Consider the following 17,216-nt stretch of genomic DNA (forward strand, 5'->3'; position numbering starts at 1 on the left):
GCCTCTCATTCATTACCCACCTCGATCGGGAACAGGTCGCCGCGGCCGTATTGCTCGGCGCAGGCGCGGCATTCAGCCGATCGCACGGGATGGCCTGCGGCGTCGGCATATCCGACGTCACCACCGGGGAATTCCTTGTGCTTGAGGTACAGATCGCCCGGCTTGATCGGCGGGCAGTAGCCACCGCAGGCGACGTGTCGCTTACGGGCGCGGCGCATACGGGTGGTCACGGTGGTCACGCAGACGTCACCCCCGCCGGTACCTCGAACAGCGGGTAGTGCTCGGCCTCGACGGCGGCGCGCTCGTCGGCCTCGGCCTGGCGGCGCGCGGCGGCGGGCGTGGTCTTTTCCGTGCAGCGGTAGCGCCCGCGCGGGCCCGTCCATTCGGCGGGCGTGCGATCGGTGAGCGAGAGCGCGATCAGCGGGCAGTCCTCGCCGTCGTCGTTGACGCAGCGCCGCGCGTCGTTTCCGGCGCCGTGGCACACGTTGTAAGACCAGATCTCCCACTCGGTCGAGTTGGAGAATGGGCGCCCGGGTCGAGCGCCCATCTCGTACTCCTCGTAGGACTTCAAGTCCGCGGCTCCCGCCACTCGAACCAGAACACGACCTCGTCATCGCGCGGGGTGACGCGCAACCAGTCGTCGTAGTCGGTGGATTTCGGGTCGCCAGTGAGTTCGACGTACTGGCGTGCGGCCATGGCGATGGCGACGCGTACTTCGCCGATGACGCCGTACCCGAACGACGCGGTCGGCACGATCCACTCGTAGACGGTGCTGGTCAGGACGCGGCTGGTTACGTTGGTCACTGCCGTTCACCGCCCCGCTTGCGCAGCTCCTCCAGCAGGTCGGCCGCGCGGTCGGCAGGCACGAGCACATCGCGCGCCATCGACCCGTCTGCCGGGCCGACGATGCCGGCCTGCTCCATCAGGTCCAGCAGGCGCGCCGCCTTGGCGAAGCCGATCCGCAGTTTGCGTTGCAGCATCGACGACGATCCGAACTGGGCGCTCACCACGAGATCGACGGCGTGCAGGAACATTTCGCGGTCGCCGCCGATCTCCTCGTGGTCGAGGTCGACGATCTCGACGCGAGCGTGCTCGGCGATGCGCTCGCCTTCGGCAGCGGCCACGATGGCGGGTAGGCGTCGATCCCATCCGGCCGACCATTCCCGCCGCTCGATACGGTCCTCGTCGGACAGCCGTCGCGGCATGATCGCGCCGAGGAAGCTCTCACCGCAGGAGACCGACAGGGCGCGGTTCGCCGACCGGGATTCGATCTCGAGTGTTTCCCCGTACGCGGTGGACGCGGCGGCGAAGCGGGACAGGAACTCTCCGCGTACCGACATGTCGGTGAGCGCGGTCAGTTCACTGGCGCGCATCCGGGTCAGCATCCCGGGGATGGTGCACAGCGCGCCGCCGTCGGTGGGCAGGCGCGGAACTTGGAAGCTGTGCCCGTCGACCATGCCGCTGCAGTCGGTGACGGTCAGGTGTTCCGGGGTGACGGACAGGCGCAGCTCGTATTCGGGTGAGTCGTCTTTCTCCTTGCCCGCCTTGAAGATCCGAAGGATGTTGCCAACATCTCCAGGTGCGACGTCGACCGTGCACGGATAGTGGCCAGGTCCGTCGTCGTGCTCGAGGACGCTGGCGATCGCGAGCCCGGCGGTGTACATGTCGGTCGCCGACACGACGACGTTCTCCGTGTCGAGCACGAAACGGATGCGATGCACAGACGAGACTTCCGGATCTGCGCAGGCATGAACCTTGGTCGAGGTGAGGGCGTGGCGCAGGTCGGCGGTGCCGACGGTGACTGTCGTCATCGCCTACTCCTCCACTTCCAGGCCGAGCAGGCGGCGCACAGCGTTGCGGGCGGGCCTGAGCTCGGCGTCGCTGTTGAGCACACCCATGTAGCCGGTGCCGCCGGTGAGCGCGTTCGCGATGCGCTGCTGCTCGACCAACTCACCGAGGCGGTCGAGCAGTTGCGGGCAGTGGTCGGCGAGCTGCGCGAGTGCACGTGCCTGAGCGGACGCGAACATCAGGGCGGCGGTGTGTGCCGACTCGGCACGCTCGCGCGGTGTGTCAGTGGTGTCGCGACGCAGCGAGTCGACGAGGTGCTCGTAGCCGACGAACCAGATGTATTCGTTGGTGCCGGGCTCGGGTTCGGTGTACGTCACTGCGCACCGCCTTCGGTAACGGCGGCGGCCTGGCCCTCGGTCGCGGGGTCGTCGCGCTCGAGGTAGTCGAGCAGCCGGATTGCTTCGTCCCAGGTGATGTCATCGGCCGAGCCGATCTCGCGCTCGAAGAACTTGCCGATAGCGACCAACTTGTCGCCGTCGTCCTCGACGCCCTGCTCGTTCAGCAGTCGCGCGATTTTCTTCTGCTGGGTGCGCGTTGATGGCTTGTCGGTGGGCGAGGCCTCGGCGACCGGTTCGGGGGAGGCCTTAGCCGAGTCGTCTACCTGCGCGTTGTCCGGTTTTTCACCTTCGGATGAGGCGGTCTCGGCCTGCGCCTGGCGGGCCGCCTCGGTGGCCTTGGCTCGTGCATCGCGCAGACGCTCGGCGGCATCTGGTGTGCTGTCGACGGCCTCCGGCTCCGGTTCGGGCGGTGTCCATTGGGTGACCGGTACCGCGGTGCCGGTGCCGTCAGTGACGATATCGGCGACCGAGACGCGCTCGGAGGCGACGCGCACCGGTTCGAGATCGTCGGTCCGGTCCTCCTGGTCCTCGGCGACGGCGAGTCCGAGCAGGATATGCGGGGCGAGACGTTTGCAGACGGTGGTCGCGGCCTTCGCCCACAACATTTCCTCGGGCTGAGTGATGTACTTCTCGTTACCGATCAGCTTCTCGTACGGGCCGTTCTGGCCGTCGAACTTCTTGGTCTTGTACTTGCCGGTCGCTGGGTCGATCGTCGGAACGAACCCGGCTTTGGTTGCGCGCTCGATCGTCCATTCGCTCGGCTCGGTCTCCTCGCCGTTGGGCGACCAGCCTTGGAATACGACGCGCTCGGGCCCAGATTCGATGGTCTTGAACCGGTAGCCCTTCTGGCGCAGTAGCGCGACCATGGTCTTGGCGTAGATGGACGGCATTCCGTGCACCGGAAACACGTTCTGCAACGCCTGCAACGGGTGCAGGCCGAGTTCGGCGCCGTGCAGGATCGCGACCGCGGCATCGCCCGGCTTGCCCTGATAGATCTTCGGAACCAGCGACGTGCGGCAGATGTCCTGCGCGAATTTGAGCGATTTCGCGAGCATGTCTGTATAGCGGTTGAGCGTGTCGAACGGGTCGACGGGCAGCGTGGGCATGAGTTGGCTGTCGTCGATGGTGGCGAGTTCGGCGGTCACAGGTAGTCGTCCTCTCGGTATGCCCATGCGGGCTGGGGGATTTCGTGGATGCCGCGCTCGTAGCGGGGCCATTCGCCGGATTCGGTGCACTTGGCGTAGAGGTCGAGAGAGGCGCGATTGTGGCGGCGACCTCGCTCGACGTAGTCGGCCGGAATCTTGTTGATGGTGACCAGGTGCGGGGCGGTGTCGGCGACGACGACGAACCAGAACGCAGCGACGTCGATGTCCAGGTCGCGCAGGACATCGACGTACAGCGCTTCCTGCTGGTCGTATCGGTAGGCGCGGACCGATTTCGCGAAGTGCCCGGGGGCGGCGCTGTCGTTGATCTTTTTCAGGTCGAGCGCGATCACCCCGGAGGGCGGCGTATAGAGACAGTCCGTGCGGATGCGTCGCATGGTCCCGGTCTCCGGATCCGGGCAGTAGCCCGACAGTTCGGGCTGACCGTCGCGGAACATGTGCCCGACGTCCAGGTCAGCAAGCACATTGCGCGCCGCCCATCGCGCCGACTCCATGCGGGCGGTGAGCAACGCGACCTTGCCCTCGGCGCGCGCCTTCTTGCGGATCGCCTGATCGGCCGGGCGATTCCAAGTTTTCGACGGAGCCTCGATCAGCTTCTCGTCGGCGGTCTCCGGTTCGAGAACCAGCGTGTGTATCGCGGTGCCGAACTCCATGTCATCGGTCACCTTGCGTACGTGATGCTCACGCCGCCACCAGAATTCGTACGGCGTCATCTCGCCGAGGTCGCGCAGCTGCGACGACGAGATCGAGTCGCGGTCGCCGTGGTAGACGGCCTCTGGCACACCGGCATACAGGCCGGGCACACTCGGCGCCGTCACGCTGGCACCGCCGGTCGGCGGCCCGTGCGCGGCGCGACGATCTCCTCGACACGCGCCGTCAGCGCGCTCATCTCTTCGTCGATATCGACGAACGCCGCGAGGCACATGATCACCTGCGCCATGCGTTCCGGGTCGCGCTCGCAGTGCGCAGCAAGGCGCCTATACATTGCCAGCGGCGCACGCTCGCGCAGCTCCTCACACAGGCGGAGCGCGTCGGCGGCGATTTCGTCGTGATTGGTGTACCGCGCCATCACCGCGCCCGGTCGTCGGCATCGCCGGGCCAGCCACAGCGCTCGCAGCCACGACCACGGCACGACGAGCAGTCACGGCTGTTTTCGCGCGGGCCGCGCAGCGCGGCATACATGCCGAGGCACCCGCAGATCAGCAGCACGACGTTCAGCACTGCTCACCCACCACCGACAGCAGCCGGTCGCCAGTGGTGCGCGCGTCGACCTGCACGCCGGGCGCGTGCGCGGCGAGGACCGCCGCCGAGGCGAGCAGCTGGTCAACGGCTATCGTCTCCCAGCCGAGCCGGGCGATCACGGCACGGATCGCGTTGGCGTGGATGTGGAGTCGGCGCTCATCGAGATCGCCCGCGATCTCGTGCAGCTCGGCGACGACGGTCACCTGCACAGGTGCGGCGGCGGTGACCGGCTCGAGGTCGGCCGGTGCGCAGATGCGCCAGTCCGACTCAGGGTTGTCGTCCTCGCATACCAAAGACGGGCGGTGCGAGGAGCCCGCGTGCTTGGCCACGGTCAACTCTTCGCCAGTGCTGCGCAGGCGCACGCGCTGGCCGATCTGAAATATGGTCATCGTCTACACTTCCGTTCTTGTGTGGAGCGGACCGCCGAGATAGACCCTCGGCGGTACGTGTCGGGGTTAGGCGTTTGGCGCGACACCCGGCGCGGGGTCGGATCCATCCGCGCCGGGCGTCGTGATCCCCGGGACATCGCCGGGGGACGTTTCGGGTTCGGGGACCTGCACAGGGCACGTGTCGCCCAAGGCGAATGTGGTGTCGTGGGTTTCGCACCACGCGAACGGGAACGGCTCCTGGCAGTACATGGCGCACGGCATCGAGTCGATCTCGGCGGCCAGTTCCGGTGTCAGCTCCATGAAATCGCCGCTCATCGCCGCGCCAGCCAGACGTAGTAGCCGGTCATGTAGAGCGGTGGCGCGAGGATGTGACCGCACGCCACCGAGATCAGAACGATGGTCGCCGTGGTGCCCATCGGGGTCTCCTGTCTGTCGGTGGTTGGTGCGCATCCCGGCGAGCTGGGTGTGAGGGGGTCACCCGGCGGTCCCTCGCCGGGACGCGCGGCCCGCGACGGCGTTCGGCGCGCCGCCGCGGGAAGCTCAGACGGCGGCTCGTTGCCGCTTCATGCGGGCAGCGCCGCGCTTGGACAGCCCTGCGGGATTGGCGGGCGCAGTGGGGGTTTCATCGGGGCGGGCGACGGCGCGGGCGGCGAGCTGCTGCTCGGCGGCGGCCCGCATCCGGTCGACGACTCGGCACATGTCGCTGCGTGTCATCCGCCAGGACCGGCCCGCCAGTACGGCCGTGAGTTCGCCCGAGGCGATGCGGCGGTACAGCCAGTCGGGCGACGGCGCGCCGGTGAGCTCGCATACCTGCTCGAGGGTAAAGGTCTCGAATTCCGTTGCGGGGGCGCTCACTTGGCACCCACTCGGTTAACTTCTGTGGCCTCGTCGGCGGTTTCGGCGTTGCCCGCAACGGCCATCGAGTCGATAGCGGCGAGGATGTCGGCGGCCGAGAACGTCCATTTGCGGCCGGATCGGCGCGCGGACAGGCGGCGCGAGCGAACGCGCTTGATGAGCCAGTCCTCGGTGACGTGCAGACGCTCGGCGGTCTCGGCCAGCGTGTAGAGCCGCAACTCGCCGGACGAGGTCATCGCAGTCTCTCCGCGACCGCGTCCACGACGCCGTTGATCCTCACGCCGAGGACGGTCGAGATTCGACTCAGCTCGTTCGCGCTGAATGCGGTCCGGCCGTTGATGCGGCGCTGCCACTTCGACGGGGTGATGTTCGCGCCCTGGGCGACGGACTTCTCGGTCCGGTCAGCCTGTGCTATCGCGTCGCGAACAGCCGCCGCGGTCGCCGTGTTGATGGGGAGCATGTTGACCACATTAGGGACAGAGTTGTCCCTTAGCAAGCCAAACTCGACCCTTTCAGGGACTATTCAGGGACCTTTCGGCAACCATGAGGACGTGAGCGTGTCCTGACCGGGGCACTTGTGGAATGGTCAGATTTGGCCCTTAAATGGACACATGAATACATCAGCCGCCGATCAGGACGACCGGGGCGACGACATGGATGAGGCCGCGCGCAGGCTCGATATTGCGCTCGGCAAAGCGATAGTGGTTCTGCGAGCGACGCGGGACAAGATGACGCAAGACGAGCTCGCCGAGCTCACCGGTATCAGCAAGAAGACGATCGGGCGCATCGAAACCGGCCAGTCGTCCATGCGTATGCCGCAGATGCTGCGGATCGCAACCGCACTGGGGGTCGAACTGGGGGACCTACTAAAAAAGGCGCAGGAACTCGGGGGTTAGATCGTTCAGCACGCGAACAGGGTCGTGCCCGCGGGCTTGGACCTCGAGGATGAACCGCGCGGCCGGCATCCGGCTCGCGCCCGCGATCAAGTCCGCCAAATCATCCGCCGGTCGACCGCTCCGTGCCGTCTGCCCCATTACCCACCCTCGATCGTGTCGCCACCCGCCAATCGTCGCGAGTCCCGACACTCGCTCGAACGTCTGTTCGATAGTACCGGTCGAGCAGGTTTGCGCATCCCATTGGGGCGGTTCCCCCAGGCCGTCGTCGATGCTCACAGCAACGTCGCTGTTGGCCGCTATCGTCACGTTCCACCTCACCCCAAACGGTGGCAAAGTCGCCCCAACCCCCTGGAACGGCCGCCATATATACCCAATTGCCGCCCTGTCAAACGGGCGACATGCAGAACAGTACGGTTCAAATTTGGACCGCGCAACCAAATCGTCGGTATGTTTGCGTGATGGATCGCGGATCGCTGAATCGCGCGTTCGGGTGGGAGCTACGCGTACGCCGGGAGGCTGCCGGTCTCACCAAGGACACGCTGAGGTCACAACTCGGGTGGGGGCTTAGCACATACAAACGCACTGAGGCCGGGACGCGCGATGTGGAGCTGGGCGATATCTACGACGTTGCTGCGGCGCTGAATGTATCGCCCACAACGCTTTTCGAGCGCGTAGACCGACGCGTGAAAACCGGCGACTATCCGCACCCGACCCCCGGCGAGGAATGGCGGAACGCGCTCGGCCTGTAACCGACCGGTTTCCGATCCGTACATTCTGTTCGTGGCACCTCAATACGACGCCGTCATGCTCGCGGCGGTACTTCTCCTCCTGCTCGTTGGCCTCGCCCGGCTTGCCATCAAGCAACCCGGCGGACTGCTCACCGCCGGATTGCTGGCGATCTCGGCGGGCTACGCCCTGTCGGCACCGATCGTCGACCGAAACGTTGACACAGCCCTCCAAGCCCTCGGCGTCGCGAATGTGACCGACGTTGCGGCGGTGCTGTGCCAGGTGATCGGGTGGTGGACGCTGGGAGTTGTCGCGCTGCGTGTCATTGGCGGCGCCGGCGGTCTGCATCAGCAGATCCGACGCACCCTCGACGCGCATCGGCGCGCCCGCACTCTCGTCGATCTCGCCAGACGGGGGCGCTCGCTCGGAAATGCCGCAGTGTGGTGGTGGACGGTGGGCAGCGCCGCGTCCGCGGTCCTGCTAATCGTGACGTGGGCAATCGGGGACGTTTCCGAACAGCAGGTCAACGATGCGTTCGAGCTGTCCGACGCAGGCAGTCGCATGTTCGGCCTGGCCTACTGCATATGGCTTGCCGCGATGTGCACGCTCGTCGTCTTAGCGGCGATCCTCGGCCTGCGCGACCCTTGCGCGCCGCGCGCCGCGGTGTGGTTCATGCTGCTCATCGGCGTATGCGGCCTCGGTTACGTGGCAACCGGCGCCGTCCTCATGGCAGCCGGAACACTCGATGAGTACGTGCTCGTCGCTGTCTTGGCGTGGGGGGTGCCTGCGTTGCTGCTGCTGTCGGCGGTCGGCGCGGCCGGGCCGGTCGCGACCGTCCGCCGACAGCTCGCGGCTAGGCGGTCCTACGCGGATGGCCAATGGCGTGCTCGGTGACCGCGCGCCCGATCTCGGCATCGGCTACGGCCGCGACCGCAGCGAGCTCGCGATCGAACTCCTGCCGCATCCGCGACACCGTCTCGGCGGCCTCGGCGCGTACCTCGGTTGCCTCCCCGCGCGCCAGATCGCGCAGCGCGAGCGCGGCGTCGCGCTCCCGCCGGGCCGCGTGCGCCTCGCGCTCGGCGCCGTGGCGAGCGCGCTCGGCCGCGGCGATAATGGCGCGGGCCCGTTCGAGTTCGGCGGCCAGATGCTCGGCGTCGGCCTGCTCGGCCGCAGCGGCGTAGCGCTTCGCGGCGCGGTGTGCCCGTACCGGGTTGTGCCCCGGATCGGCGCAGTAGGCGGCCGGGCGGCCCGGCCCGGTGCGCGGCGGCACGGGCGCACCACACACAGAGTCGGGGCCTATCGGAAAACGGCATTCACTTGCGGTGATTTTCATTTCATTGCACCTGATATGAAATGAAATCCGCCGTCACGCCACGTCGGCGAGCGGGTCGCCCGCCTCATGCTGGGCGACGTGGTCGACCGCGGCGTCGTAGGTGTCGAACACCTGCGATTGCACGAGCCCGCGTGCGTCCATCCACACAGCCTCGAAACCGGCGGCGACGCGCTCGATTTCGCCGAGCTGGCCGAGCCGGACGAGGCGCCGTCGGCGTGCCTGTTCCATGTCGAGGACCCGGCCACGGAGACGAGGCAGCCTGCCCGCAACGGCCTGCGCGCTCGCCGCGGATGCCGCCGCCGAGATATGCCCGTACCGCCGATCCGTGATCGCGATCGACGAGTGCCCGGCGTCGCGGGACACGACCCAGATCGGCTCGCCGTCCTGCAGGCGCCACGAAATGCCCGTGTGCCGAGTGCAGTACGGGGTGAGGCGTTTCGCCGTAAGGCGGCCGACGAGGTGCCCATACCGTCGGCGCAGCTCGTCGAACGAGAGCCCTTCCCATCCGGCCGTACCGGTGAACGGGGACCGGTCGCCCGCGGCGAGCGCCTCCAGCCGGGCAAGCGCGGGCGCCCATCCCTGTTGCCAGAACCGCACCGAGGTGACCGGCAGGCCGCTCGGCGTTTCGAATAGATAGGCGTCGGCCGGGCGGTCGAGGTTGAGCCGCGAGACTGTCTCGAGCGGGACGAACGTCTGGCGAATGCCGCGCTCGGTTTTCGGGTCGCCGAGCTTCATCCGGCCGTTGGCCCACTTCCACGCTTTCGTGATCGAGACGCCGCCGGTATCCCGGTCGATGTCGCCGACGGTGAGCGCGCCTTGCTCGCCGGGGCGCGCCATGCTCATAACGCCGAATTCCCACCATGGGCGCCAGAACGGCGCGAGTAGCTGCTCGATCAGCTCGTACTCGTCCTCGCTCAGGTGGTCGACCTCTCGGGCCGATTGCTTCGGCAGGCGGGTCTCTGCGCACGGGTTCCATGGAATGAGCGCGGTCGGCCGCTGCCGGGCGGCCGCGCCCATGGCCGCGCACAACAGGCCGTGTTTGTTGCGGATCGTCTTGGGCGCGTTGTCGAATTCGGTTTCGAGCCACTCGACCCACGCGGCATCGAGTTCGGGCGTGACGGCGTCGACGGGCAGATGTCGGCCGTTGAAGAACGGGGTGATGTCGCGGTCGATCATCCGCTTGTATTTGCGCCTGGTCTCGTCGTCGACGCTCTTGCCGAGGCGGTCGACGTACCGGTGTAGCCAGTCGGTCAGAGTGACCTTTTCCGCGGCGGCGCCGAGCTGGGCGGCGAGGACGCGCTCAGCCTCGGCCGGGCCGACCCGGTCGAGCAACTTCGCCCATCGGATCGCGGCGGCGTGGTCGTCGAAACTTTGGGACGTCTGTACCGCTTTGCCGTGACGGTCGACACGGTAGCGAACCTGCGAGTAAGTAGAGCCATCCTTGCGGACACGGATACGGGGAGTGGTCGCCATGGGACACAGTCCTTGTACTCAGGCCGAATCCCCTCAGATTCCCTGTGGACCGCTGTGTGGACGTAGAAGGGGCATAACCCGTGGGTTACGCCCCTGATCTGCGTCGATGTTGTGGGCGAAGGGGGACTTGAACCCCCACGTCCCGAAGGACACTGGCACCTGAAGCCAGCGCGTCTGCCATTCCGCCACTCGCCCGAGCGACTGAGAGACAGTATCACGCGGGTCAGCGAGACACGAAATCGCCTGTTGACGGCGCTAGCGGGCGGTCCGGACCGACATGGGAACCCAGGGTTGCTTCCGGGAGTTACAGGTGTGGACGATCGTGGATATCATGCAATGAACGTGGTCGACACGCGACACGCCATATTCGTGTGTCGTTGTTATGAATCAACACAGACGCTCACCGAAGGGAGGCCGAGATGGGCATCGTTTCTCGATTCGAGCGTCGCCTGCAAGGCGCCGTCGGTGACGTGTTCGCCAGAGCCTTCGGGGGCAGTGTCGTTCCCCAGGAGGTGGAAGCGGCACTCGAGCAGGAGGCCGCCGACAATATCCAGGATCTGGGTGGCGGACATCTGTTGGCGCCCAACAGTTATGTGATCACGATCAACCCCTCTGATCACCAACAACTCGACGCCGACCACGACCTCACCACCCGCGCGTTCGCCAAACACCTGCAGGACTACATCCGCGAGCAAGGCTGGCAGACCTACGGCGAAGTACACGTGGCATTCGAGACATCACCTACGCTGCACACCGGACAGTTCAGGGCGAGTGGTCGGGTCGATCCCGACATCGGCCGCAGAGCCACACCGGCTCGCAGCCCCGAACCCATGCCACAACGACCTGCACACCCGCAACCAGGAGCTGGCCCCATGACGCAGAACTCAGGCTACGACCCAAGCCGTGAGCCCGCGGAGTCCGATCCACGCAACCGCGGGTACGCACCGCCGCCTGCGGGGCGGCCTGGGCCGCCGAACGGTGCGTACCGCGACGACTACGCCCGGGGCGGCGCACCCTACGGCGGTGGCTCCGACTACCAGGCGCCGGACTCGCAGCAGGGTTACGGCGACTACCAGAACGGCTACGACTACCAGCAGGGTGGCCAGGGCTACGGCCAGCAGGCCTACCAGGAGCCCGGTTACGGCCAGGGCGGCTACGGTGAGCGTGGCGGCTACGGCCAGCAGCAGGGTGGCTACGCCGACCAGGACTACGGCCAGCAGGGCTACCAGGAGCCCGGCTATGGCCAGGGCTACGGCGAGCAGGGCGGTTACGGCCAGCAGGGCTACGGACAGTCCGGCTACGCCGAACAGGGCTATGCCGACCAGGGCGGTTACGGTCAGCAGCCGGGTTACGGCCAGCAGGGCTACGCGCAGTCCGGCTACGGCGAACAGGGTTACGCGGAACCGGGCTACGGCGAGCAGGGCTACGCCGCGCCCGAGGAGCAGGGTGGCTACGGCCAGGCCTACTCGCAACAGCCCGGCTACGGCGCCCAGGGCGGCGGCTACCAGGCCCCCGCGTACGGTGGTGGCGCACAAGCCGCTTCGGGCTATTCCGCGACGCTGCAACTCGACGACGGCAGTGGCCGCACCTACCAGCTCCGCGAGGGCAGCAACATCATCGGCCGCGGTCAGGACGCGCACTTCCGGCTGCCGGATACCGGGGTTTCCCGCAGGCACATCGAGGTTCGCTGGGACGGGCAGACGGCGATGCTCTCGGATCTGGGTTCGACCAACGGCACCCTCGTCAACGGCTCCCCGGTTCAGGACTGGCAGCTGGCCGATGGCGACGTTATCCGCGCCGGGCACTCCGAGATCCTGATCCGTATCGTCTGATCCCGTAAGCTCGCGGTGCAGGTCACGACATGGCGTACAGGGATTCTGCGGCCGTATCGTGATCGAACTCGACCCACGGCCCTATGATGCTGCCAACACACGCGCGTCGCCAGGACCGGGGCTCGCGAAACCAGCACGCCGGTGGGGGCGAACTCGCACCTACGGGCACCGACGTACACGGTCGAACAGGAGGTGGAGCGCCGTGCAGGGACTCATCCTGCAATTGACCCGTGCGGGGTTCCTGCTGCTGTTGTGGTTATTCGTGTGGGCGGTGTTGCGCACCCTGCGCAGCGACATCTACGCGGCATCCGGCATCCGGATCCAGCCCAGGGCCGCACGCGGTTCCGCGGTGCTGCCTTCTTTCAGCCGAGGCCAGAAGGGCGCCAAATTTCTTGTGGTGACTCAAGGTTCACTCGCCGGCACTCGCATCTCGCTCGGCACCCAACCGGTGCTGATCGGACGTGCGGACGACTCAACGCTGGTGCTCACCGATGATTACGCCTCGACCAGACATGCGCGGCTCTCACCGCGCGGTGAGGACTGGTACGTCGAAGACCTCGGCTCGACGAACGGCACTTACCTCGACCGCGCGAAAGTCACCACCGCTGTCCGAGTTCCACTCGGCACCCCCGTCCGTGTCGGCAAAACAGTGATCGAGCTGCGATCGTGACACTTGTTCTCCGCTACGCAGCGCGCAGCGACCGCGGTCTTGTCCGAGGCAACAACGAGGACTCCGTCTATGCGGGCGCACGGCTGCTCGCACTAGCCGACGGTATGGGTGGCCACGCCGCCGGCGAGGTGGCGTCGCAGTTGATGATTGCCGCGCTCGCCCATCTGGACGACGACGAGCCCGGTGACGATCTGCTCGGCAAGCTCAATACCGCCGTCCACGAGGGCAATGCCGCCATTGCCGATCACGTCGAGGAAGAGCCCGAACTCGACGGCATGGGCACCACGCTCACGGCGATCCTGTTCGCGGGTAAGAAGCTCGGCCTGGTCCATATCGGTGACTCGCGCGCGTATCTGCTGCGCGGCGGCGAACTTGCCCAGATCACCCGCGACGACACCTTCGTCCAGTCACTGGTCGACGAAGGCCGGATCACGCCCGAGCAGGCGCATACCCATCCGCAGCGTTCGCTGATCATGCGCGCCCTCACCGGTAATGAGATCGAGCCGACGCTGATCATGCGCGAGGCCCGGGCCGGCGATCGCTATCTGCTGTGCTCCGACGGACTCTCCGATGTGGTCAGCGATGAGACCATCGCCAACACCATGCGCGAGGGCGGCACCGACGAATGTGCCGACCGGCTCATCGAACTCGCCTTGCGCAGCGGCGGTCCGGACAACGTCACCGTGGTCGTCGCCGATGTCATCGATCTGGACTACGGGCAGAGCCATCCGATCGTGGCGGGTGCGGCCTCCGGCCAGGACGAGGACACCCCGCCGCCGAATACCGCCGCCGGCCGGGCCGCCGCGATGCGTCCGCCACGGGCCGAACCGCGCCGAGCCGCCGCCGCACCGGAGCCGCCGCCGCAGCGGAAATCACATAAATTGCGCTGGATCCTGCTCGCGGTCGCCCTGGTGGCGGCCGCGGTCGTCGGATTGCTGGTCGGCTACACGATGATTCGCAGTAACTACTACGTGGGCGCGGATAACGACAAGGTCGTCATCATGCGCGGGCTGCCGGGCTCGGTGCTGGGCTATTCGATCCACGAGGTCGAGATGATCGGCTGTGTCGACCCGACCGGCGCGCTCACCCTGAAGCAGCCGGACGAGACGCTGCCGCCGAAATGTAAATCGCTCGAGGTTTCCGATCTCAAGCAGACCGGACACGACCAGGTGGACAAGGGACTGCCGCCGGGTTCGCTGGACGAGGCGCGCAAGCAGATGCAGACGCTGTCGCGCAATGAGCTGTTGCCGCCCTGCCGGTCCAAGGCGTCGGTGCCGCAGCCCGGAGTCGTGCCCTCCAGCGAACCGCCCATGCAGCCCGGTTTCCCCGTGCCGACGACGGTCGCGCCGACCACCGAGAACCGTCCGCCCGCCACCCCCGAACCGCAACCGGGTGAGACCAAGATCCCCGACGCCAAGACCCCGGCGACGATGTCGCCGAACCCCCAGACGGCGGGGGAGCCTTGCCGGGTGACGGACTGATGTCCGCTCCGGCACCACCGTCCGCTGGGGCGTTTCCCAGTCCACCGGGCGGATTCGCGCCCGCGCCGCCGCCGTCGACGAAGCGCAATGCCGAACTCATCCTGCTCGCCGGTGCCACGGGCATCGTCACCGTTTCGCTGTTCCTGGTCGAGGCGAGTCAGGAGCAATCGGTCACCTGGGATATCGCCAAGTACGGTCTCGCCTATCTCGCCCTGTTCGCGGTGGCACATCTCGCGGTGCGGCGCTTCGCACCGTTCGCCGATCCGTTGCTCTTACCGATCGCCGCGCTATTGAATGGACTCGGCCTCGTGCTGATCCATCGGCTCGATCTCGCGGATGCTCAGACCGCCGCCTACAACTCGTGGCCGATCCCCTCCCCTGACGCCAATCAACAGATCCTGTGGACCGGTCTGGGGATGATCATCTTCATCGCGCTCCTGGTCGTGCTGCGCGATTACCGCACGCTGGCCCGCTACAGCTACACCCTAGGGCTGATCGGCCTTGTCGCGCTGGCGATTCCGGCATTGTTGCCCGCGGCGTATTCGGAGACCAACGGCTCCAAGATCTGGATCCGGCTGCCCGGATTGAGTGTGCAGCCGGGTGAATTCGCGAAGATCCTGCTGATCATCTTCTTCGCCTCGGTGCTGGTCGCCAAGCGCGATCTGTTCACCGCGGCTGGTCGGCATTTCCTCGGCATGGAGTTCCCGCGCGCCCGCGACCTCGGACCGATCCTGGTGGTATGGATCGTCTGCATCGGCGTGCTCGTCTTCGAAAAAGACCTCGGCACTTCGCTGTTGATCTTCGGCACGGTGTTGGTGATGCTCTACATCGCGACCGAGCGGGTCGGCTGGCTTATCATCGGCGGCGTCCTGCTGACCATCGGATTCTTCTTCGCTTACCAGGCTTTCAGCCATGTGCGGGTGCGCACCCAGACCTGGCTGCACCCGTTTGCGGATTACAACAACACCGGCTATCAGATTTCGCAGTCGCTGTTCGGTCTGGCGACCGGCGGTTTGGCGGGCACCGGCCTCGGTAGCGGACGCCCCTCGCAGGTGCCCTTCGCCAAGACCGACTTCATCATCACCACCATCGGCGAGGAACTCGGCCTGTTCGGACTCGCCGCGGTGTTGCTGCTGTTCCTGATTTTCGTGATGCGTGGGCTGCGGACGGCACTCGCCGTCCGGGACAGCTTCGGTAAGCTGCTGGCCGCCGGATTGGCGTTCACCATCGCCATCCAGCTGTTCGTGGTGGTCGGCGGTGTCACCAAACTGATTCCGCTGACCGGTCTGACCACCCCGTTCATGTCCTACGGCGGTTCGTCGCTGCTGGCCAACTATGCGCTGCTGGCATTGCTGATCAAGGTCTCCGACGCGGCGCGTGCCCCGGCGCCGGTGCGCAAGAAGGATCCGGTGGCCCCGATCGCGGACGCGACCACCGAGCTTCTGCGCAAACCGGAAGCGAGGCCGCAGGAATGAACACACCGCTACGACGGGTCGCGGTGGCGGTGATGCTCATGATCGTCGCGCTACTGCTCAATGCCACCTATGTGCAGGTGATCAAGGCCGACGACTACCGCACCGATCCACGTAACTCACGCGTGCTGCTCGACGAATATGCCCGCCAGCGCGGGCAGATCTCGGCGGGCGGCACGGTGCTGGCCAGTTCGGTCGCCACCGACGACCGCTACAAGTACCTGCGCACCTACCCGACCGATCCGGCGGCGTACGCACCGGCGACCGGCTTCTACTCGATGCAGTACGGCAGCACGGGGCTGGAGCGCGCCGAGGATACCGTGCTCAACGGTTCGGATAATTCGCTGTTCGGCCGCCGCCTGATCGATATGATCTCCGGTCGTGATCCGCGCGGCGGCAATGTGCTCACCACGCTGGATCCGATGATGCAGCAGGTCGCCTACGAGCAGTTGACCGCCAAGGGCTTCACCGGTTCCGTGGTGGCGATCGAGCCGAGTACGGGCAAGATTCTCACCATGGTGTCCACCCCGAGCTACGACCCGAACCTGTTGTCCGGGCACGATGGCGCCCAGGGCACCAAATCTTGGGAAGAGCTGAGTGCGGACCAGCGCCAACCCATGTTGAATCGTGCTGTGTCGCAGACCTATCCGCCAGGCTCCACCTTCAAGGTGGTGGTCACCGCCGCCGCGTTGGCCAACGGCACCGCTACACCGGACGATCAGTTCACCGCCGCGCCGAACATCACGTTGCCGGGGACCAACACAACCCTGGAGAACTACAACGGCACAACCTGCGGCAACGGCCCCACCGCTTCGCTCACCGAGGCGTTCCGCAGATCCTGCAATACCGCATTCGTCGAACTCGGCCTCAAGGTCGGCTCTTCGAACCTCAAGGACGAGGCCGCGGCATTCGGCATCGGCGCGCACCGCGGCATTCCGATTCCGGTGGCGGAGAGCACCGTCGGCACGATTCCGGACAATGCCGCCCTGGCGCAGAGCAGCATCGGCCAGCGCGATGTCGCGCTCACTCCACTGGACAATGCGGTCATCGCCGCGACCATCGCCAACGGCGGTGTCCGCATGGAGCCGTATCTGGTCGACCAACTGCAGGGACCTGATCTGAGCGAGCTCTCGAAAAATAAACCGGTCTCGGTCGGCCAAGCTGTCAGCGCCCAGGTAGCGTCAACGCTGACCAACCTGATGATCGCGTCGGAGGACAACACCGTCGGACACGGCCAGACCCGGTATCAAATCGCCTCTAAGACCGGAACCGCCGAACACGGAAGCAATCCGCGCAATACGCCACCCCACGCCTGGTACATCGCCTTCGCGCCCGCGCAGAACCCCAAGATCGCCATCGCGGTGATCGTGGAGAACGGCGGCGACCGGGCGTTGGCCGCGACGGGTGGCTCGGTGGCCGCGCCGATTGCCCGCGCGGTCCTGGATGCCGGTTTGCGAGGGCGCTGAGAGATATGAACGTGCGAGTGCGAGTGGATGTA

General features: G+C 66.6%; 24 protein-coding genes and 1 tRNA gene. 8 read left to right on the forward strand and 17 right to left on the reverse strand.

Translation table 11 applies throughout. The features are described from left to right. Positions 1 to 5 precede the first annotated feature (5 nt). From ACW2Q0_RS00670 to ACW2Q0_RS00735, 14 genes are all read right to left on the reverse strand, one after another. Entirely contained in the window at positions 6 to 239 is a 234-nt protein-coding gene (locus tag ACW2Q0_RS00670; protein ID WP_457184989.1) for a hypothetical protein, read from the reverse strand. Beyond that, entirely contained in the window at positions 236 to 547 is a 312-nt protein-coding gene (locus ACW2Q0_RS00675) for a hypothetical protein (protein WP_457184991.1), read from the reverse strand. Before ACW2Q0_RS00675 ends, ACW2Q0_RS00670 begins: the two co-directional genes overlap by 4 nt. Positions 548 to 567: 20 nt before the next feature. Next, on the reverse strand, positions 568 to 804 hold the full coding sequence (locus tag ACW2Q0_RS00680; RefSeq protein WP_457184993.1) for a hypothetical protein: 237 nt from the start codon (positions 802 to 804) through the stop codon (positions 568 to 570). Next, positions 801 to 1,811, reverse strand: coding sequence for a DNA translocase FtsK (locus tag ACW2Q0_RS00685; RefSeq protein ID WP_457184995.1), 1,011 nt, complete (start codon positions 1,809 to 1,811; stop codon positions 801 to 803). The genes ACW2Q0_RS00680 and ACW2Q0_RS00685 overlap by 4 nt, the downstream gene beginning before the upstream one ends. A 3-nt stretch (positions 1,812 to 1,814) precedes the next feature. Then, positions 1,815 to 2,165 (reverse strand): hypothetical protein, encoded by a 351-nt coding sequence (locus tag ACW2Q0_RS00690; protein ID WP_457184997.1) that lies wholly within the window; start codon positions 2,163 to 2,165, stop codon positions 1,815 to 1,817. Beyond that, complete coding sequence (locus ACW2Q0_RS00695) at positions 2,162 to 3,331, reverse strand: hypothetical protein (RefSeq protein WP_457184999.1); 1,170 nt, start codon at positions 3,329 to 3,331, stop codon at positions 2,162 to 2,164. Before ACW2Q0_RS00695 ends, ACW2Q0_RS00690 begins: the two co-directional genes overlap by 4 nt. Then, positions 3,328 to 4,167, reverse strand: coding sequence for a PD-(D/E)XK nuclease-like domain-containing protein (locus tag ACW2Q0_RS00700; RefSeq protein ID WP_457185001.1), 840 nt, complete (start codon positions 4,165 to 4,167; stop codon positions 3,328 to 3,330). Before ACW2Q0_RS00700 ends, ACW2Q0_RS00695 begins: the two co-directional genes overlap by 4 nt. Next, positions 4,164 to 4,418, reverse strand: a complete 255-nt coding sequence (locus ACW2Q0_RS00705; protein WP_457185003.1) for a hypothetical protein — start codon at positions 4,416 to 4,418, stop codon at positions 4,164 to 4,166. The genes ACW2Q0_RS00700 and ACW2Q0_RS00705 overlap by 4 nt, the downstream gene beginning before the upstream one ends. Then, complete coding sequence (locus ACW2Q0_RS00710) at positions 4,418 to 4,570, reverse strand: hypothetical protein (protein ID WP_457185005.1); 153 nt, start codon at positions 4,568 to 4,570, stop codon at positions 4,418 to 4,420. The genes ACW2Q0_RS00705 and ACW2Q0_RS00710 overlap by 1 nt, the downstream gene beginning before the upstream one ends. Next, on the reverse strand, positions 4,564 to 4,980 hold the full coding sequence (locus ACW2Q0_RS00715) for a hypothetical protein (RefSeq protein ID WP_457185007.1): 417 nt from the start codon (positions 4,978 to 4,980) through the stop codon (positions 4,564 to 4,566). Before ACW2Q0_RS00715 ends, ACW2Q0_RS00710 begins: the two co-directional genes overlap by 7 nt. 66 nt (positions 4,981 to 5,046) lie before the next feature. Then, complete coding sequence (locus ACW2Q0_RS00720) at positions 5,047 to 5,295, reverse strand: hypothetical protein (RefSeq protein ID WP_457185009.1); 249 nt, start codon at positions 5,293 to 5,295, stop codon at positions 5,047 to 5,049. A 225-nt stretch (positions 5,296 to 5,520) separates the two neighbouring features. Beyond that, the gene (locus tag ACW2Q0_RS00725) at positions 5,521 to 5,835 is read right to left on the reverse strand and encodes a helix-turn-helix domain-containing protein (RefSeq protein WP_457185011.1); all 315 of its coding nucleotides are present in this window, start codon (positions 5,833 to 5,835) and stop codon (positions 5,521 to 5,523) included. Beyond that, the gene (locus ACW2Q0_RS00730; RefSeq protein WP_457185013.1) at positions 5,832 to 6,071 is read right to left on the reverse strand and encodes a helix-turn-helix domain-containing protein; all 240 of its coding nucleotides are present in this window, start codon (positions 6,069 to 6,071) and stop codon (positions 5,832 to 5,834) included. Before ACW2Q0_RS00730 ends, ACW2Q0_RS00725 begins: the two co-directional genes overlap by 4 nt. Continuing rightward, positions 6,068 to 6,295: a helix-turn-helix domain-containing protein gene (locus tag ACW2Q0_RS00735; protein WP_457185015.1), complete on the reverse strand. Its 228-nt coding sequence runs from the start codon at positions 6,293 to 6,295 to the stop codon at positions 6,068 to 6,070. The genes ACW2Q0_RS00730 and ACW2Q0_RS00735 overlap by 4 nt, the downstream gene beginning before the upstream one ends. Before the next feature lie 151 nt (positions 6,296 to 6,446). On the opposite strand from ACW2Q0_RS00735, the gene ACW2Q0_RS00740 reads away from it, so the two are divergent. The 3 genes from ACW2Q0_RS00740 (at position 6,447) to ACW2Q0_RS00750 (ending at position 8,351) form a co-directional block, all read left to right on the forward strand. After that, positions 6,447 to 6,731, forward strand: coding sequence for a helix-turn-helix domain-containing protein (locus tag ACW2Q0_RS00740; RefSeq protein ID WP_457185017.1), 285 nt, complete (start codon positions 6,447 to 6,449; stop codon positions 6,729 to 6,731). A 458-nt stretch (positions 6,732 to 7,189) separates the two neighbouring features. Then, positions 7,190 to 7,480: a helix-turn-helix domain-containing protein gene (locus tag ACW2Q0_RS00745; RefSeq protein WP_457185019.1), complete on the forward strand. Its 291-nt coding sequence runs from the start codon at positions 7,190 to 7,192 to the stop codon at positions 7,478 to 7,480. 31 nt (positions 7,481 to 7,511) lie between these two features. Further along, positions 7,512 to 8,351, forward strand: a complete 840-nt coding sequence (locus ACW2Q0_RS00750) for a hypothetical protein (protein ID WP_457185021.1) — start codon at positions 7,512 to 7,514, stop codon at positions 8,349 to 8,351. Here the strand turns inward: ACW2Q0_RS00750 and ACW2Q0_RS00755 are convergent. The 3 genes from ACW2Q0_RS00755 to ACW2Q0_RS00765 form a co-directional block, all read right to left on the reverse strand. Then, positions 8,311 to 8,727: a hypothetical protein gene (locus ACW2Q0_RS00755; protein ID WP_457185023.1), complete on the reverse strand. Its 417-nt coding sequence runs from the start codon at positions 8,725 to 8,727 to the stop codon at positions 8,311 to 8,313. The two genes, ACW2Q0_RS00750 and ACW2Q0_RS00755, sit on opposite strands and share 41 nt — an antisense overlap. 96 nt (positions 8,728 to 8,823) lie before the next feature. Next, complete coding sequence (locus tag ACW2Q0_RS00760; protein ID WP_457185025.1) at positions 8,824 to 10,263, reverse strand: tyrosine-type recombinase/integrase; 1,440 nt, start codon at positions 10,261 to 10,263, stop codon at positions 8,824 to 8,826. 112 nt (positions 10,264 to 10,375) lie between these two features. Further along, a tRNA-Leu gene (locus tag ACW2Q0_RS00765) sits at positions 10,376 to 10,458 on the reverse strand. A 224-nt stretch (positions 10,459 to 10,682) separates the two neighbouring features. On the opposite strand from ACW2Q0_RS00765, the gene ACW2Q0_RS00770 reads away from it, so the two are divergent. The 5 genes from ACW2Q0_RS00770 (at position 10,683) to ACW2Q0_RS00790 (ending at position 17,184) form a co-directional block, all read left to right on the forward strand. After that, the gene (locus ACW2Q0_RS00770) at positions 10,683 to 12,095 is read left to right on the forward strand and encodes a DUF3662 and FHA domain-containing protein (RefSeq protein WP_457185027.1); all 1,413 of its coding nucleotides are present in this window, start codon (positions 10,683 to 10,685) and stop codon (positions 12,093 to 12,095) included. Positions 12,096 to 12,297: 202 nt separating this feature from the next. After that, complete coding sequence (locus ACW2Q0_RS00775) at positions 12,298 to 12,765, forward strand: FHA domain-containing protein FhaB/FipA (protein WP_457185029.1); 468 nt, start codon at positions 12,298 to 12,300, stop codon at positions 12,763 to 12,765. Further along, positions 12,762 to 14,246: a protein phosphatase 2C domain-containing protein gene (locus tag ACW2Q0_RS00780; protein ID WP_457185030.1), complete on the forward strand. Its 1,485-nt coding sequence runs from the start codon at positions 12,762 to 12,764 to the stop codon at positions 14,244 to 14,246. The genes ACW2Q0_RS00775 and ACW2Q0_RS00780 overlap by 4 nt, the downstream gene beginning before the upstream one ends. Next, positions 14,246 to 15,721 (forward strand): FtsW/RodA/SpoVE family cell cycle protein, encoded by a 1,476-nt coding sequence (locus ACW2Q0_RS00785; RefSeq protein ID WP_457185032.1) that lies wholly within the window; start codon positions 14,246 to 14,248, stop codon positions 15,719 to 15,721. Before ACW2Q0_RS00780 ends, ACW2Q0_RS00785 begins: the two co-directional genes overlap by 1 nt. After that, entirely contained in the window at positions 15,718 to 17,184 is a 1,467-nt protein-coding gene (locus tag ACW2Q0_RS00790; protein ID WP_457185034.1) for a peptidoglycan D,D-transpeptidase FtsI family protein, read from the forward strand. Before ACW2Q0_RS00785 ends, ACW2Q0_RS00790 begins: the two co-directional genes overlap by 4 nt. Positions 17,185 to 17,216: the final 32 nt, after the last annotated feature.

This window comes from Nocardia citri, from assembly GCF_054065835.1.

Bases quoted from the DNA above. Each gene is read 5' to 3' on its own strand.
- ACW2Q0_RS00675 (WP_457184991.1), bottom strand. From the start codon at position 547: ATGGGCGCTCGACCCGGGCGCCCATTCTCCAACTCGACCGAGTGGGAG.
- ACW2Q0_RS00685 (WP_457184995.1), bottom strand. From the start codon at position 1,811: ATGACGACAGTCACCGTCGGCACCGCCGACCTGCGCCACGCCCTCACC.
- ACW2Q0_RS00705 (WP_457185003.1), bottom strand. From the start codon at position 4,418: ATGGCGCGGTACACCAATCACGACGAAATCGCCGCCGACGCGCTCCGC.
- ACW2Q0_RS00715 (WP_457185007.1), bottom strand. From the start codon at position 4,980: ATGACCATATTTCAGATCGGCCAGCGCGTGCGCCTGCGCAGCACTGGC.
- ACW2Q0_RS00720 (WP_457185009.1), bottom strand. From the start codon at position 5,295: ATGAGCGGCGATTTCATGGAGCTGACACCGGAACTGGCCGCCGAGATC.
- ACW2Q0_RS00730 (WP_457185013.1), bottom strand. From the start codon at position 6,071: ATGACCTCGTCCGGCGAGTTGCGGCTCTACACGCTGGCCGAGACCGCC.
- ACW2Q0_RS00735 (WP_457185015.1), bottom strand. From the start codon at position 6,295: ATGCTCCCCATCAACACGGCGACCGCGGCGGCTGTTCGCGACGCGATA.
- ACW2Q0_RS00740 (WP_457185017.1), top strand. From the start codon at position 6,447: ATGAATACATCAGCCGCCGATCAGGACGACCGGGGCGACGACATGGAT.
- ACW2Q0_RS00745 (WP_457185019.1), top strand. From the start codon at position 7,190: ATGGATCGCGGATCGCTGAATCGCGCGTTCGGGTGGGAGCTACGCGTA.
- ACW2Q0_RS00760 (WP_457185025.1), bottom strand. From the start codon at position 10,263: ATGGCGACCACTCCCCGTATCCGTGTCCGCAAGGATGGCTCTACTTAC.
- ACW2Q0_RS00770 (WP_457185027.1), top strand. From the start codon at position 10,683: ATGGGCATCGTTTCTCGATTCGAGCGTCGCCTGCAAGGCGCCGTCGGT.
- ACW2Q0_RS00785 (WP_457185032.1), top strand. From the start codon at position 14,246: ATGTCCGCTCCGGCACCACCGTCCGCTGGGGCGTTTCCCAGTCCACCG.
- ACW2Q0_RS00790 (WP_457185034.1), top strand. From the start codon at position 15,718: ATGAACACACCGCTACGACGGGTCGCGGTGGCGGTGATGCTCATGATC.